Here is a 15,799-nt window from a genome sequence, read left to right on the forward strand (position 1 = left end):
GCATGCGGCCCGACCGCGCCGAAGGCGAGCACCCTGCGCGGGTGCTGTCACAGGCCGTCAGGCGAGCCGCGCGCCCTTGCGCTCCGGGATGACGAACATGGCGAGGATGTCGGCGACGTAGATCGCGGACAGCAGGCCGATGGCGACCGCGAAGCCCCACCGGTCCGCGCACAGGGCCACGACGACCGGCGCGAAGCCGCCCACCGCCCGGCCGAGGTTGAACAGGGTGTTCTGCGCGGTGGCCCGCACCTGCGTCGGGTACAGCTCGGCCATCAGCGCGCCGTAGCCGCCGGTCATGCCGTTGGCGAAGAGGCCCATCACCGCGCCGCCGACGAGCAGCGCCCAGGGCGACACGAGCTGGCTGTACGCGAGGACGGAGACGGCCGCGCCGACCTGGAAGAGCCAGAAGGCCCTGCGGCGACCGAGCCGGTCGGCGAGCTCACCGAAGAGAAAGATCCCGAGGGCCATGCCGACGACGGTGACGGCGGTCCAGCCGGAGGACTTGGTGAGGCTGTAGCCGAACCGCTCGCTCAGGTAGGTCGGCAGCCACGTCATGATGCCGTAGTAGCCGAAGTTCTGGACCGAGGTCAGGACCAGGACGCCGACGCTGGCGCGGGCCGTCGGCCCGTCCTTCACCAGCAGCTTCAGCGAGGCGAGCGTCGACAGTCGCGCGGCCTCGCTGCGGGTGCGCGTGAAGTGCTCGGGCTCATGCAGCCGGGAGCGCAGCGCGATGGCGACCACCGCGGGCACCGCGCCGATCACGAAGAGCCCCTGCCAGCCCCAGGCGGCGAGTACCGGCGCCGAGATGAGCGCGGCGGCCAGGACACCCGCCTGGAAGCCGAGCGCGACCAGCGACGTGGCGCGCGCCCGCTTCTTGCTCGGCCACGCCTCGGCGGCGAGCGTCATGCCGATGCCGAACTCGCCGCCGATACCGACGCCGGCCAGGAACCGGAACGCGGACAGCTCTCCGTACGAGGTCGCGAGCGCAGAGAGGCCGGTGAAGACGGCGAAGAAGATCACCGAGTACGTGAGGACCTTCACCCGCCCGATCCGGTCGGCGAGCATCCCGAATACGAGTCCGCCGACGACGGCGCCGATGAGCGTGATGGTGGCGAGCGAGCCGCCCTGCGCCTTGTCCAGGCCCAGGTCGGCGGAGATGGCCGAGAGGGCGAAGCTCAGGATCAGCAGGTCGAAGCCGTCCATCGCGTAGCCGAGGGAGGAGGCGAACACGGCCTTCTTCGCGTAGCGGCTGGGCTTGTCACCACCGTCCGCGCCATGCGCGCCACCGGCGCCATCCGCGCCGTCCACCGGGCGTGCGGCGCTCGTGGCCGCGGCCATCTCATCCAGTTGTGTCATGTGGCTTGGTTCCGTCGTTCCGTCGCGCGAGGTGGGGTGGGGCAGGCGCCTCGCACCAGCAGGGTGTGAGTCTTGCACATCGCACTGGATGCCCTGTACGCGGCCCGCACCCGCACCTCAGCCCCCCGGCGGTTCGGGACTGTGACGCCTGACTTCGAATACGTCGTGGTCAGCCGTCACAGTTCGGCGGCCAGCACCGCCTGCGCCGCCTTGCGCGCGTGCAGCGCCGCGTCCGCGTCCCCGGCGAACGTCGCGAGGGCCATCGCCCCGTCGAACAGCACGGCCAGCTGGGCGCCCACCGCGACCGCGTCGCGCACGCCCGCGCCCTCCGCCAGTTCGGTCAGGAGCGCGCGCAGGGCGAGCTTGTGGGTCTGCACGGCGGTCACGACGATCGGTGCGGCGGCGCCGACCTCCCCGAACGCGCCCGCGAACACGCAACCGTGGAAGCCGGGTTGGTGGAACCAGTCGTTCAGGAAGTCGAAGGGGCTGAGGATTCTCGCGACGGGGTCCTCGGTCGTGCTGACGCGCTGCCCTATCGCCGAGCGCGCCACCTGGTCGCGCCGGTCGAGGCAGGCCGCGAGGAGCAGGTCCTTGGAGGGGAACATCTGATAGAGCCGCTTCAGCGGGACCCCCGCCTCGTCCCGGATGCGGTGCATCGTCACCGTGTGGACGCCGTGGGTGTAGAACAGGTCGTCCGCCACCTCGACCACGTGAACGCGCAGGTCGTCCGGTATCAACTGGACGTCTCCTCCAAACAGCTCGCTGCCAACCCACGGTCCACGCGCGCCCCTTGAGCGCCCGACGCGCCTCGCGCGCCGCCTTGAGAACCGCTGTTCTCGCCACTATGGTCCCAGCATAGGACACATCAAGGCGGCGCGCGCTCCGGTTCAACTGACCACCCCGGAGCGGGTGTTCACACCGTCTGGCACCACTCGAGCACCACCCAACGCCGTGGCGGATTCGGGGGAAGCCGTGCTGCGTATTCACTTCAGTGCCGGGGATCTGGCCCGCACCAGGATCGCCGAGGAACCGGACCCGCTCTGGGAGATCGTGCTGAGCCTGCACCAACTCCGGGAGATGCGGCGCGAGCCGGTGCTCAACGCGTGGCGGAGGCGGCAGTGCCCGCGCGACATGAGCGCACTGCGGATGCTGTCGCCGCTGATGCCGCCGCGCGGCTACTTCCCGGACTTCCTGACGCCCGCCGCGGGCCTCGCCGGGCTCGAGTGCGGAATTGATGCCGTACTCTCCACTCCCCGCCGTCAGCTACGCGCGGAGATGACGCTGCTGGCGGCGCAGAACAGCACGCTGCCCGCGTGGACCCGGCCGCTGGCCGCAGGTGACCTGGGTTCGGTTCACCGGCTTGGCCAGGCCCTGCGCATCTACCACGCGTCCGTGCTCGCGCCGGCCTGGCCGCAGATCGCGGCCCGTGTCGAGGGAGACCGGCGGCACAGGACCGGGGCGCAGGGGCGGCTCGGCACCGAGGAGATGCTGCGCACCTTCGCGCCGATACTGCGCTGGCAGGCACCCGTGCTGGTCGCCGACTACCCCGTCGAACGGGACATCCACCTCCAGGGCCGCGGACTGCTCCTCGTGCCCTCGTACTTCTGTCGCCGTACGCCGGTCGCGTTGCTGGACGAGGCGCTGTGGCCGGTCCTGGTGTATCCGGCCCGGCCGCTGAGCCCGGAGGTGGTCGACGGGCCGGGTCCGAGGCTCGCGCCGCTGCTCGGGCACACGCGCGCCGCGGTGCTTCAGGCGCTCCAAGAGCCGTGTACGACAACGGAGTTGGCGCGCCTGGCGGGAGTTTCACTGTCGTCGGCGAGCGAGCACGCGGCGGTGCTGCGGCGCGCCGGGCTCATCGCGAGCACCCGGGAGCGTCACCGGATGCATCACAGCCTCACCCAGCTCGGGAGCCATCTGCTCAGCGGGGCGTTGGTGGGTTGAGCCCCCGTGAGCGGGCTGTTTCGGGCACGGCCGAACCAAGGCGCGCCCCGCCGTCTCCTCCCGACACCCTGAGGGCCACAGGGCAACGGGAGGTCGAAGATGCGTACTGGGCGAAGTGCCGGAGGGTGTCTGATCGCGATGTGCGCGGCGCTCGCCGTCACTGCCACGGGCTGCGGTTCGAGCGGCGGCCATGACGATCGGCCGAGGCACACCGAACTCAGCGACGCGCAGCGGGCCAAGGTGGCCCACGCCCAGGAGCTGCTCACCCAGCAGTGCATGGCCGGCCGGGGCTTCCGGTACGGGGTGGCGAAGCCGCCGACGGCCGACGAACTCCGCACCCCCGGCTACGTACTCGACGATCCGCGCTGGGCACGCGAGTACGGCTACGGCGGGCAGCTCCAGCGCGAGCGGAACTCGGCGCGCAAGGCCGACCCCAACGTCGCGCGCTACCGGACTCTCTCGCGTGACGGTCAACTCCGTTGGAACAACGCACTGTTCGGCGGACCCGAGTCCGGGACGGTCGAGGCGCGCACCCCCGGCGGTGGCACCGTGAGCATGGCCACGGGCGGCTGCAACGCCGAGGCGCTGCGCGCGTTGTACGGGGACCTCGGGACCTGGTTCGCGGCAGACAAGACGGTGTCCGGGCTCGGCTCCCTGTATGAGCCCCGGATCAAGCGGAGCAAGCGCTTCGTGAGCGCCGTGGACTCCTGGTCCCGGTGCATGCGCGACAAGGGGCACCGTTACACGAATCCCACCTCGCTGCGCGAACGCGTCCCCGCGCTGACTCATGGGTTGAACGACCCCCGGGCGCACGCGGTCGAGGTCCGGCTCGCGACCGCCGAGGCGGCGTGTGCGCGCGACAGCGGGCTTGGGCGCATCGCACGAGCCCTTGAGCGCACGTACCGCGGCGAGTACGCGGCGGGCCGCTACCGGGAGCCGTACGCGACACGTGTGCGGCTGCAGCACAAGGCGCTGGCGAAGGCCGAGCGCGTACTGGCCAGCTCATCGGCCTGACCGACCGACCCGGTCCGCCCTCCCCGCGCGGTCCGGCAGCCTCGCCGCTGCCGGGTCAGTTCCGGTCCACCGTTGCCCGTCCGAAGCCACGCGCCGCCAGGCCGAACAGGACGCCGCCCAGGATGAACCACGGGTTCCACACCGTGAGCGACCAGAACTTCTGGGCGGAGCTGACGCCCGAGGTCGCCGACGCCCCGGTGATCAGCAGCACTTCGATCAGGACACCGCGGGCCAACAGCAGCACGGAGATCGACAGGCCGAGCAGGTACAGCGCGCGTCGGCTCCAGCCGCGTACGCCGCGCGACCGCAGGGCCAGCGCCATCACGGCGCCGAGCAAGCACACCAGGCCCACGCCCCACAGACCACCGGCCACGAACCACGCCGGCCGTTCGGAAGCGAGCTGTTCGCCGGCGGAGACCGCCAGCCCCCGTTCCCCTCCGAGCGCCCAGAAGAAGTGCAGACAGGCGAAGGCCGTCGCCCAACCCGCCGCCAGTGTTGCGGGCCAACCGACCCCGCCACCGAACCGCAAACCGTCCCCCTCGCTCGTGGTGTGCGCGCCGCAACACGTCGTGCCGCAAGGCGTCTTGACCACGCGATGTTTTCACACGGGCAAGGGAACACGGGCGAGGGAATCGGCCGCGGCCCGAAGACGGCCGCGTCGGCGACTGCACCCGCGTCACCTTCGGATCCGGGTCATCTCCGGGTCGAACAGCGGCTCCGCCGCCGTGGTCGCCGCCACCCGATCGCCGAAGTAGCCGATCTCGACGCGGGTTCCGGGCTCGGTGTGTTCGGCCGGGAGCCAGGCGTAGGCGATCGGGCGGCCGAGGGTGTAGCCGTACGCGGCGCTGGTGACGTAGCCGCGGGGGTGGCCGTTCACGTAGACCGGTTCGTGGCCCATGACCACCGAGCGGTCGTCCTCGATGAGGAGGGCGGTCAAGCGGCGGTCCACCGTGTCCTTGGTGACGTCGACGATCGCGTCGCGGCCCCGGAAGTCGGCCTTCTTCTTGCGGACCGCGAAGCCGACACCCGCCTCGTAGGGGTTGTGCTCGCTGGTCATGTCGTGGCCCCAGGCGCGGTAACCCTTCTCCAGGCGCAGGGAGTTGAAGGCGCTGCGGCCCGCCGCGATGACACCGTGGTCCTGTCCGGCCCGCCAGAGTGTGTCCCACAGGCGCAGCCCCAGGTCGGCGGTGGTGTACAGCTCCCAGCCCAGTTCACCGACGTAGGACAGGCGCATCGCGGTCACCGGGACGTCGCCGATGAAGGCCTGCTTCGCTTTGAAGTAGCCGAAGTTCTCGTGCGAGAAGTCGGCGTCGGTGAGGGGCTGCACAAGGTCGCGGGCGCGCGGGCCCCACACACCGACGCAGCAGGTGCCGGCCGTGATGTCACGGACCTGCACGGTGCCGTCGGCGGGCAGGTGGCGGCGCAGCCAGGTGAGGTCGAGGTTGCTGTTGGCGCCGACCTGGAAGCGGTCCTCGGCGAGTCGGGCGACGGTGAGGTCGCTGAGCACGCCGCCCGCCGCGTCGAGCATGAGTGTGTACGTCACAGCGCCAACTGGCTTGTTCAGTTGGTTCGTTGAGAGGCCCTGCAGGAAGGGCAGCGCGTTCGGGCCCGTGACCTCCAGGCGCTTGAGCGGGGTCATGTCGTACATCGCCACCCGCTCGCGGGTGACCAGTGCCTCCGCGCCCGCGATGGGTGACCAGAAGCGGGAGGCCCACTCGTTCCGGTCGCCGATCCGGGACACCTCGGGCAGGTCGGCGTTGGCCTCGTACCAGTGCGGGCGTTCCCAGCCCGCGCCCTCCAGGAACACGGCTCCGAGTTCCTGATGGCGTATGTGGAAGGGGCTCACGCGCAGCGGGCGGGGGCGGTTCGGCGGCTGGAGCGGGTGGATGATGTCGTAGACCTCGGAGAAGCTCTGGCAGCTGCGCTCGTGTACGTAGTCGGGGGCGAGCTGCACCTCCTCGAAGCGGTTGATGTCGCAGCCGTGGACGTCGACGCCAGGGCGGCCCTCGACCATCCACTTCGCGACGGCCCTGGCGACACCGGCCGAGTGGGTCACCCAGACCGCTTCGGCCAGCCAGAAGCCGGGCACCGTCGGGGATTCGCCGATCAGGGGCATGCCGTCGATCGTGAACGAGAACAGGCCGTTGAAGCCGTCGGCGATGTCCGCGTCGTTGAGCGCGGGCAGCAGCCTGCGGGTGTCGGTCCAGGCGCCCTCGAAGTCGGCCTTCGTGAAGTCCAGTTTCGAGGGCTGGTCCGGGCTGTCCGCGGGGTGGACGACGTCGTCGGGCGACAGGGGCATGGGGCGGTGGGCGTAGGAGCCGATGCCGATCCGGTCGACGAGTTCGCGGTAGTAGAGGCCGGCGTCCTGGTTGCGCAGGATCGGCAGGTTCGCCTCGTCCAACTCGCTGTTGCGGCCCCTGAGTTCGGTGATGGGTGTGGTGGTGGCGTACTGGTGGCCCATGGGGACGAGCGGCACGACCTGGCCGACCATGCGGCCGATGCGGGGGCCCCAGAAGCCCGCGCAGGAGACGACGACGTCCGCGGGGAAGGTGCCGCGGTCGGTGACGACGGCGCTGACGGCTCCGCCGGATGTCTCGATGTCGGTGACGGTGTGGTGGCCGAGGAAGGTGGCGCCGCGGGCGAGGGCTCGGCGGGCCTGTGCCTCGCCGATGCGCAGCGCCTTGGCGAGGCCGTCGCTGGGGATGTGGTATCCGCCGAGGATGGCGTCGGGGTCGAGCAGCGGGTGGAGCTTGGCGGATTCCTCGGCGTCGAGGAGGTGACTCTCGACTCCCCAGGAGGTGAGCCAGCCGTGTCGGCGCTCAAGTTCCTTCATGCGTTGGGGAGTTGTGGCGATTTCCAGGCCGCCGACCTGCCGGTAGCACCAGCGGCCGTCGAGGTCGAGGGCGCTCGTCTTCTCGACGGTGTAGCGCGCGAACTCGGTCATGGTCTTGGAGGGGCTGGTCTGGAAGACGAGTCCGGGGGCGTGCGAGCTTGATCCGCCGGTGGCGAAGAGGGGGCCCTGTTCGAGGACGGTGACGTCCGTCCAGCCGAGTGCGGTGAGTTCGTCGCTGAGGGAGCAGCCGACGATGCCGGCTCCGATGATGACCACCTTGGGCTGCGAAGACTGTGAGGTCATGGTGGATCCTCCGGGAGTTCAAGGGTGCGCGAAGGTGATGCGGGAGGGGCGGTGGTGGTGTGTCGTCGCAGGCGGACGACCGGGCGCGGCACCTCGCCGAGGCAGTGCGGGTCCGCCGACGGCCGCCTCGAAGGAGGGGCGGCCGGCAGCTCAGATGATCGAGAGCCTCAGATGATCGAGCGGATCGCGCGCTCGAAGTTCTCCACGTGTTCGGCGGCCACGGCCGAGGCCTTGGCCTCGTCGCCGTCGATGACGGCGCGCAGCAACTGCCCGTGTTCGTGGACGTGTTGCTCCAGCCCGGCCAGGCGGTCGATGAACAGGCACCAGATGCGGGTGGCGAGGTTGTCGTAGGTGACCAGCGTGGCTTCGAGGTACGGGTTGTACGTGACCGCGTACACGGCGCGGTGCACCGCCATGTCGAGGCGGAGCAGACCGATCTCGCCGTGCTCCGGCGCGCCCTGCGACTCCTCCTCCACGCGGGTGAGCAGCTCGCGCAGCCGGTCCCGGTCCGCCGCGGTGGCCCGCTTGGCGGCGCACGCGGCGGCGAGGGGTTCGAGTTCCTGGCGCACTTCGGAGATGTGGCCGAGGTCGGCGATCTGTACTTCGGTGGCGAAGGTGCCGCGCCGGGGGAAGGCGACGATGAGCCGCTCGGTTTCCAGGCGCTTGAGGGCCTCGCGGACCGGGGTGCGGCCGAGGCCGAGGTCGGCGGCGAGGCGCCCGTCGTGGACGGGTTCGCCGGGGCGGATCTGAAGGGTGACGAGCCGGTCTGTGATTTCCTGGTACGCCTGGTCGGCCAGTGTCGCGCCGTTCGACTGGTCCCCGGCGGCAGGCACAGATGCCATCTCGCCCCTCCCGTGACGTGTCCGCGATCGGACCTCACCGTACCGCACCCATGCGTTGATATATCAGGGGTGCGGCGGGGCGGGAGCGGCGTAGGCATGATGGCGGGCCCGTCAGGCGGCGGGCGCGATCCTTTCTGTAGAGGGGACCGTGGCGGGGATCAGGGTGCGGCGCAGGCGGTTGAAGATCTTGGAGCGGTTCATGGCGAGGACCGCGGTGGGTGCGCCGTCCTCCCTGTAGAGGGCAGCGAAGGAGCGGCTTTCGTAGGTGCCCTCGACGAGTTCGAGCTCGGCGCCGGGGTTCACGCGGCCCGCGAGTTGGATGCGGACGTCGTACTGGTCTGACCAGAAGGACGGCGGGGTGGCCCGCGGGGTCGCGGAGTGGCCGGTGAGCAGCGTGCGGGCCGCGGTGGCGGCCGACTCCGCGGCGTTCGACCAGTGCTCGATGCGGGCGTGCCGGCCGGTGAAGGGGTGCGGGCGGCGGGCCACGTCGCCGACGGCGACGACGTTCGGGACGCTGGAGGCGCCGCCCGCGTCGCACACCACGCCGTTGTCCACCCACACACCGGAGTCGGCGAGCCAGTCGTCGACGGGCCGGGCCCCCACTCCGACGAGCACGATGTCCGCGGGCAGCAGCCGCCCGTCCGTGAGCCGCACCCCGGTGACCCGGCCGCCGCCGCTCTCCAGTTCCGCCACTCCGGTGCCGCACAGCAGGCGTACGCCGTGGTCGGTGTGGAGGGCGGCGCAGACGCGGCCCATCTCGGCGCCCAGCTGGCGTTCCAGCGGGGTGGCGAGGGCTTCGACCACGGTGACGTCGAGGCCCAAGTGGTGGGCGGTGGCGGCGACTTCGGCGCCGATGAACCCGGCACCGATGACCACCATCCGAGGCGCCCCGCTCACCAGCTCGGTGCGCAGGCTCCGGGCGTCGTCCAGGGTGCGCAGGGTGTGCACACCGGCGAGGCCCTCCGTGCCGGGGAGGCGGCGGGCGGTCGAGCCGGTGGCGACCACGACGCCGTCGGTGTCGATCCTGCGCCCGTTGGCGAGGATGACGGAGGTGGTGGAGCAGTCCAGGTGTACGGCGCGTTGGCCCAACTCCCATTGGACGCCGAGCTCTTCGTACTCCTCGGCGTCCCCGAGCGCGAGGGCATCGGCCGTGATGTCGCCCTTGAGGTAGGCCTTGGACAGGGGCGGGCGGTCGTAGGGCCGGTGCAGTTCCTCTCCTACGACGGTGATCCCTCCGTCGTAGCCCTCGGTGCGCAGCGACCGGACGGCGCTGAGGCCCGCGAGCGAGGCTCCGACGACAGTGATGTGCTTCATGCGGGCTCCCCAACGGTGACGTGAAGCATGACCTGACCGTCTTCGACGGTGACGTGGTGGGTGCGGACGGGTGTCTTCGCGGGCGGGCAGGTCGGGCGGCCGTCGCGCAGGTCGAACGAGGCCTCGTGCAGGGGGCATTCGACGAAGCAGCCCTCCAGGAAGCCGTCGGCGAGCGAGGCGTCCTGGTGGGTGCAGGTGTCGTCGATGGCGTACACCGTGCCGTCCGCGTTGAAGACTGCGACGGGGGCCGGCACGCCCTCGGTCACGCGGATGGACTCACCAGGGGGCAGATCGTCGATGCGGCACACCGGGATCATGGGGAACCTCCAGGAAACAAATGGACGGTCAAGTGGTGCGCTGGGTGCCGAGCCTGGCCTGGAGCCAGGCGTGGAACTCGCCGATGTGGTGTTCGCTGGGGACGAGGACGCCGCCCTTGACGTAGGCGCGCGAGCTCATGGCGGGCTGGGTGCGTTCGCAGGCGTCGAAGTCCTGCTGGTTGACGCGGTGGAACAGTTCGACGGAGCGCTCTATGTCCTTGCCGTCCCCGCCGCCGTCCACGACGTGCGGCAGGTAGAGCCAGTCGCACTCGACGATCGTGCGGTCGTGGGCGATCGGGTACATCCGGTGGAGGATCACGTGGTCCGGGACGAGGTTGATGAACACCTGGGGCCGCACAGTGATCGCGTAGTAGCGCCGGTCCTGTTCGTCGGCGACGGAGGGGATGCGGTCGAGTCCCTCGGATCCGTCGACGGTGAAGCCCCTCGCCTCGTCGGCGAACTCGGCGCCGTGGCCGACGAAGTACTGGGCCGCGAGGCCGTCCTTGAACTCCGGGAGCACCTCGGTGAGTTCGGGGTGGATGGTGGCGCAGTGATAGCACTCCATGAAGTTCTCGATGACGAGCTTCCAGTTGGCCCGGACGTCGTACGTGATGCGTCGGCCGAGGTCGAGGTCCTCGATCGCGTAGTTGTCGATGGCGTCGGCGCCGCCGAGGCGCTCGCTCACCGCGCCGATCACCTCGTCCTCGAAGGAGGGCGGCTGCTCGGCCAGGCACACCCACACGTATCCGAGCCACTCCCGGACGTGTACGGTGACCAGGCCGTATTCGGTGCGGTCGATGTCGGGCATGGACGTCAGGTTGGGTGCGGCGATCAGCTTGCCGTCGAGTCCGTACGTCCAGGCGTGGTAAGGGCACTGGAAGGTGCGCCTGACCTCCCCGGACTCCTCGGTGCACAGCTTGGCGCCGCGGTGCCGGCAGATGTTGAGGAACGCGCGGACGGAGCCGTCGCGGGAGCGTGAGACGAGGACGCTCTCCCGGCCCACCTGGTAGGTGCGGAAGCTTCCCGGTTTGGTGAGGTCGGCCGCCCGGCCCACGCAGAACCACATGGACTCGAAGATGTGCTCCTGCTCCCGCGCGAAGATTCGCGGGTCGGTGTAGTAGTCGCCGGGGAGAGTGGAGATCAGGCTCGGGGGCAGGCTCGTGACGCTCATCAGGTGTCACCTCGGTAGATGTCGTACGGACATGCGGCAGGTGCCGAAGCGATGCGAGTTGTGTGTGGTGTGGGGACTTCAGACAGTCTTCAGACCGGCTTCAGACGGTCCCCGCGCTCACAGCGTCACCACTGAGCGCAGTACGTCTCCGCGGCGCATGGCGTCGAACGCGGATTCCACCTCGTCCAGACCGATCTCCTCGCTGACGAACGCGCCGAGGTCGAAGCGGCCCTGGAGGTAGAGGTCGATGAGGGCGGGGAAGTCGCGGGAGGGCAGGCAGTCGCCGTACCAGGAGGACTTGAGGGCGCCGCCGCGACCGAAGACGTCGGCGAGCGGGAGTTCCAGTTTCATCTCGGGGGTGGGCACTCCGACGAGTACGACGGTGCCCGCCAAGTCACGGGCGTAGAAGGCTTGTTGGTAGGTCTCGGGGCGGCCCACGGCCTCCACGACGACGTCCGCGCCGAAGCCGCCGGTGAGGGAGCGCACCGCTTCGACGGGGTCGGTCCTGGAGGAGTCGACGGTGTCGGTGGCGCCGAACCGCTCGGCCTTCGCCAGCTTCCGCTCGTCGATGTCCACGGCGATGATGCGGGCGGCGCCTGCCACCTTCGCCCCGGTGATGGCCGCGATGCCCACGCCGCCGCAGCCGATGACGGCCACCGAGTCACCGCGGCCGACGCCACCGGTGTTGACCGCCGCGCCGAAGCCCGCCATGACGCCGCAGCCGAGCAGGCCCGCGGCGGCGGCCGGAGCGGTCGGGTCGACCTTGGTGCACTGCCCGGCGGCGACGAGGGTCTTCTCGGCGAAGGCGCCGATGCCGAGGGCCGGCGAAAGCGCAGTGCCGTCGAGGAGGGTCATGGGCTGCGTCGCGTTGCGTGTGGCGAAGCAGTACCAGGGCCGGCCGCGCCGACATGCCCGGCAACTGCCGCACACCGCACGCCAGTTGAGGATCACGAAGTCGCCGGGCGCCACGTCGGTGACGCCGTCGCCGACGGACTCGACGGTGCCTGCGGCCTCGTGGCCCAGGAGGAACGGGAACGCGTCGTTGATCCCGCCCTCCCGGTAGTGCAGATCGGTGTGGCAGACGCCGCAGGCCCGCACCTGCACCAGCGCCTCCCCCGGTCCGGGCTCCGGGACCAGGATCGTCTCCACGGAGACGGGGGCGCCCTGTTTGTGGGCGACCACTGCGCGTACCTCGTGAGTCACGGTTGAACTCCTTGCTGCGGAGGACGGCCGAGCGCGAACTCTGTTGCGCATGAAGAACCTTGACGCGTTCTACGCAACGCCCAAACTGTCGTCTTCGCCGAAGGCGTGTGTCAAGGGGGATCTGGGAACTGTCTCGTCACGCCGAAAACCCGCGCCCCGCACCGGTCAACGGCACTGCAGGGCGCTGTCAACAACGGTGCAGCGTACGGGTGTTGAGCGCTCCATCCGGCCGCCCCTGGGCGGAGCAGGAGTCGAAGATCCGCTTCCGCTTCTCCCTGCCGCCCGCCCGCGGGCAGCGCCTATAGTCGCGCCATGAGAAAGCATGACGCAGACAGGGAGACAACAGGCTCGTCGGGCGCCGGGGTGCAGTCCGTCGACCGCGCCGTGAGCGTTCTGGAGATTCTCGCCCGGCGCGGGGAAGCGGGCGTCAGCGAGATCGCCGCGGAAATCGACGTGCACAAGTCGACGGCCTTCCGTCTGCTGGGCGCGCTGGAGGCGCGCGACTTGGTCGAGCAGTCGGCCGACCGGGGAAAGTACCGGATCGGTTTCGGCATCGTACGCCTGGCCAGCTCGGTCACCGACAATTTCGATGTGACACAGCAGGCCCGCCCGTTCTGCGAGCAGCTCGCGGAGGAATTCGGCGAGGCCGTCAACATCGCGATCCTGCAAGAACATTACGCGGTGAACGTGCTCCAGGTGCGCGGACCGATGGCGGTCAGCACACACAATTGGGTCGGCCAACTCACCCCGATGCATGCCACATCGAGCGGAAAGATATTGCTCGCTCATGTACCGGAGGAGGAGCGGACGGAAATGCTCGCGGCCTCCCACATGAAAAAGATGACACCGCACACCCTGACCGCCAAGGGAAAGCTCGAAAAGGATCTGGCGCAGACCCTGGAGCGCGGATACGCGGTGACACTGGAGGAATTGGAGATCGGGCTGCACGGAATGGCCGCGCCCATCAGAAATGCCCAGGGTCAGGTCATTGCCGCGATCAGCGCCTCGGGTCCCGCCTACCGGTTCACCGAGGAGCGGATGCACGAGCTCTCCCCCACGCTGCTGCGCAGCGCGCAGGACGTCAGTCGCAAGATGGGCTACCTGGACTGACCGGGGCCGGAGCCGGCGCCGTCCCCCTCGGCCGGTTCCATCCGGATGATGACGGCCTTGGACGTGGGGGTGTTGCTGTTGTCGGCGACGCTGTCCAGCGGCACGAGGACATTGGTCTCCGGGTAGTAGGCCGCCGCGGAGCCCCGGGGCGTCGGATAGCCGACGACGCGGAACGCGGGTGCCCGGCGCTCGCTGCCGTCGGTCCACACACTGATCAGGTCGACCAGGCTCCCCTCCGCGATGCCGAGCTCGGTGAGGTCATCGGCGTTGGCCAGGACGACGCGCCGCGCGCCCTTGACGCCGCGGTACCGGTCGTCCATCGCGTACGGGATGGTGTTCCACTGGTCGTGCGAGCGCAGCGTCTGCAGGATCAGGTGGCCGGGCGGCGCGGTGAGCCCGGTGAAGGTGTTCGCGGTGAAGACGGCGGTGCCGCTCGCCGTCTGGAAGACGCGCCTGTTGACGGGGTTGGGCAGGTTGAAGCCGCCCGGTTGCCGGACGCGCCGGTTGAAGTCGTCGAATCCCGGCACCACGTTCGCGATGTGCTCGCGAACGGTGTCGTAGTCGTTCTCGAACGCCTGCCAGGTGATCCCGTGCCGCTCGCCGAGGGTCCTGCGGGCGAGACGGCTGATGATGGACACCTCGCTGAGCAGCGCGGGTGATGCGGGAGCGAGTCGGCCGCGGGTGGCGTGCACATCGCTCATCGAGTCCTCGACCGTCATGAACTGCTCACCGCCCGCCTGCATGTCGCGGTCGCTGCGTCCGAGCGTGGGGAGTATCAGCGCGGTGCGTCCGCACACGGCGTGCGAGCGATTGAGTTTCGTCGAGATGTGGGCCGTCAACCGGCAATTGCGCAGGGCGCGTTCGGTCACGTCGCTGTCGGGGGTGGCGCGGACGAAGTTGCCCGCCACTCCCACGAACACCTGGGCCCGGCCGTCGCGCATGGCGCGGATCGCGTCGACCGCGTCGGCGCCGTGCCGGGTGGGCGGGGCGAAGTCGAATTCCTTCTCCAGGGCGTCGAGGAACGACTGTGGCATGCGCTCCCACACGCCCATGGTGCGGTCGCCCTGCACATTGCTGTGGCCGCGCACCGGGCAGACTCCTGCGCCGGGCCTGCCGATATTTCCGCGCAGCAGAAGGAAGTTGACGACTTCGCGGATGGTGGGGACGCCGTGCTTGTGCTGGGTCAGGCCCATGGCCCAGCACACGATGACGTTCTTGGCGCCGAGCACCCGCTGGTGGACCTCCTCGATCTCCTCGCGCGTGAGTCCGGTGGCCTTGAGGACCTCCGCCCAGTCGAGCCCGCGGATGTTGTCGGTGAAGACCTCGTGGCCCGAGGTGTGGGCGTCGATGAACTCGCGGTCGAGGACCGTTCCGGGTGCCTTGTCCTCGGCCTCCAGGAGCAGCAGGTTCAGCGCCTGGAAGAGGGCGAGGTCGCCGCCGGGACGGATCTGCAGGAACTGGTCGGCGATCTCGGTACCCCGGCCGATGACACCCCGCGCCTTCTGCGGGTGCTTGAAGCGCAGCAGCCCCGCCTCGGGCAGCGGGTTGACCGCGACGATCTTTCCGCCGCGCCGCTTGGTCTCCTCCAGGGCCGTGAGCATCCGGGGATGGTTGGTGCCGGGGTTCTGGCCGACGACGAACACCAGGTCGCTGTTGTGCAGGTCGTCGAGGCTGACGCTGCCCTTGCCGATGCCCAGCGTCTCGTTGAGGGCGGAGCCGCTGGACTCGTGGCACAGGTTGGAGCAGTCGGGCAGGTTGTTGGTGCCGTAGGCACGCGCGAAGAGCTGGAGCAGGAAGGCGGGCTCGTTGGCGAGCCGGCCCGAGGTGTAGAACAGGGCCTCGTCGGGGGTGTCCAGGGCGTTCAGCTCGTCGGCGAGCAGGCCGAGCGCGCCGTCCCAGCCGATCGGCTCGTAGTGGTCGCTGTCCGGGTACTTGACCATGGGCTCGGTCAGCCGGCCCTGTTGGTTGAGCCAGTAGTCGGAGCGCTCCGCGAGCTCGCTGACCGGGTGCTCGGCGAAGAACTCGCGCGTGACGCGGCGTGTGGTGGCTTCGTCGGCGATGTGCTTGGCGCCGTTCTCGCAGTACTCGTTGCGGTGCCGCTTGTCCGGCGCGCCCTCGGGCCAGGCGCAGCCCGGGCAGTCGATGCCGCCGTCCTGGTTGATGTTGAGCAGGGTCAGGGCGGTGCGCTTGGGCGAGGTCTGGCTCAGGGCGTACTGGAGGGCGTGGGCGACCGCAGGCGCTCCCGTGGCCCAGGTCTTGGGCTTGCTCAGGGAAAGATCCTCTTCGGGCTCTTCGATCGCGCGCACGCCCATCACCTCTGTGTTTCCGGCTCACCGGGAGCAGGCACGCCCCCGCCGCCCAGCATTCGTCCGCGTTCGCCCCACGGTCAAAGCGG

General features: G+C 70.1%; 13 protein-coding genes. 3 read left to right on the top strand and 10 right to left on the bottom strand.

Features of this window, described 5'->3' with window-relative positions; translation table 11 throughout:
* Positions 1-57: 57 nt before the first annotated feature.
* Together ACFYWS_RS01880 and ACFYWS_RS01885 are read right to left on the bottom strand one after the other, a co-directional pair.
* Positions 58-1,356 carry an MFS transporter gene (locus ACFYWS_RS01880; protein WP_389268433.1) on the bottom strand — a complete coding sequence of 433 codons (1,299 nt, stop codon included), beginning with the start codon at positions 1,354-1,356 and terminating at the stop codon, positions 58-60.
* 176 nt (positions 1,357-1,532) lie between these two features.
* The gene (locus ACFYWS_RS01885) at positions 1,533-2,093 is read right to left on the bottom strand and encodes a TetR/AcrR family transcriptional regulator (protein ID WP_389268435.1); all 561 of its coding nucleotides are present in this window, start codon (positions 2,091-2,093) and stop codon (positions 1,533-1,535) included.
* A gap of 235 nt (positions 2,094-2,328) precedes the next feature.
* On the opposite strand from ACFYWS_RS01885, the gene ACFYWS_RS01890 reads away from it, so the two are divergent.
* Positions 2,329-3,297 carry a helix-turn-helix domain-containing protein gene (locus ACFYWS_RS01890; RefSeq protein WP_389268437.1) on the top strand — a complete coding sequence of 323 codons (969 nt, stop codon included), beginning with the start codon at positions 2,329-2,331 and terminating at the stop codon, positions 3,295-3,297.
* Between the two features lie 99 nt (positions 3,298-3,396).
* Positions 3,397-4,311 carry a hypothetical protein gene (locus ACFYWS_RS01895; RefSeq protein ID WP_389268439.1) on the top strand — a complete coding sequence of 305 codons (915 nt, stop codon included), beginning with the start codon at positions 3,397-3,399 and terminating at the stop codon, positions 4,309-4,311.
* Between the two features lie 55 nt (positions 4,312-4,366).
* Here ACFYWS_RS01895 and ACFYWS_RS01900 read toward each other — a convergent pair whose 3' ends face one another.
* The 7 genes from ACFYWS_RS01900 to ACFYWS_RS01930 all read right to left on the bottom strand — a co-directional run bounded on the left by ACFYWS_RS01900 (position 4,367) and on the right by ACFYWS_RS01930 (position 12,294).
* Entirely contained in the window at positions 4,367-4,903 is a 537-nt protein-coding gene (locus tag ACFYWS_RS01900) for a DUF3995 domain-containing protein (RefSeq protein ID WP_389268441.1), read from the bottom strand.
* An 84-nt stretch (positions 4,904-4,987) separates the two neighbouring features.
* On the bottom strand, positions 4,988-7,447 hold the full coding sequence (locus ACFYWS_RS01905; RefSeq protein WP_389268443.1) for an FAD-dependent oxidoreductase: 2,460 nt from the start codon (positions 7,445-7,447) through the stop codon (positions 4,988-4,990).
* Positions 7,448-7,614: 167 nt separating this feature from the next.
* Positions 7,615-8,289 carry a GntR family transcriptional regulator gene (locus ACFYWS_RS01910; RefSeq protein ID WP_389268445.1) on the bottom strand — a complete coding sequence of 225 codons (675 nt, stop codon included), beginning with the start codon at positions 8,287-8,289 and terminating at the stop codon, positions 7,615-7,617.
* A gap of 111 nt (positions 8,290-8,400) precedes the next feature.
* Positions 8,401-9,603 (bottom strand): NAD(P)/FAD-dependent oxidoreductase, encoded by a 1,203-nt coding sequence (locus tag ACFYWS_RS01915; RefSeq protein ID WP_389268447.1) that lies wholly within the window; start codon positions 9,601-9,603, stop codon positions 8,401-8,403.
* Positions 9,600-9,920: a bifunctional 3-phenylpropionate/cinnamic acid dioxygenase ferredoxin subunit gene (locus tag ACFYWS_RS01920; RefSeq protein ID WP_389268449.1), complete on the bottom strand. Its 321-nt coding sequence runs from the start codon at positions 9,918-9,920 to the stop codon at positions 9,600-9,602. Before ACFYWS_RS01920 ends, ACFYWS_RS01915 begins: the two co-directional genes overlap by 4 nt.
* 28 nt (positions 9,921-9,948) lie before the next feature.
* Positions 9,949-11,091 (bottom strand): aromatic ring-hydroxylating dioxygenase subunit alpha, encoded by a 1,143-nt coding sequence (locus tag ACFYWS_RS01925; protein WP_389268451.1) that lies wholly within the window; start codon positions 11,089-11,091, stop codon positions 9,949-9,951.
* 117 nt (positions 11,092-11,208) lie between these two features.
* Positions 11,209-12,294 (bottom strand): S-(hydroxymethyl)mycothiol dehydrogenase, encoded by a 1,086-nt coding sequence (locus ACFYWS_RS01930; protein WP_389268453.1) that lies wholly within the window; start codon positions 12,292-12,294, stop codon positions 11,209-11,211.
* 312 nt (positions 12,295-12,606) lie between these two features.
* Here ACFYWS_RS01930 and ACFYWS_RS01935 point away from each other — a divergent pair, with 312 nt between their 5' ends.
* Entirely contained in the window at positions 12,607-13,404 is a 798-nt protein-coding gene (locus ACFYWS_RS01935) for an IclR family transcriptional regulator (protein ID WP_389268455.1), read from the top strand.
* Here the strand turns inward: ACFYWS_RS01935 and ACFYWS_RS01940 are convergent.
* Complete coding sequence (locus ACFYWS_RS01940) at positions 13,392-15,710, bottom strand: FdhF/YdeP family oxidoreductase (protein ID WP_389268457.1); 2,319 nt, start codon at positions 15,708-15,710, stop codon at positions 13,392-13,394. The two genes, ACFYWS_RS01935 and ACFYWS_RS01940, sit on opposite strands and share 13 nt — an antisense overlap.
* Positions 15,711-15,799 lie beyond the last annotated feature (89 nt).

This window comes from Streptomyces sp. NPDC002795 (assembly GCF_042888725.1).
Taxonomy (GTDB): Bacteria; Actinomycetota; Actinomycetes; order Streptomycetales; family Streptomycetaceae; genus Streptomyces.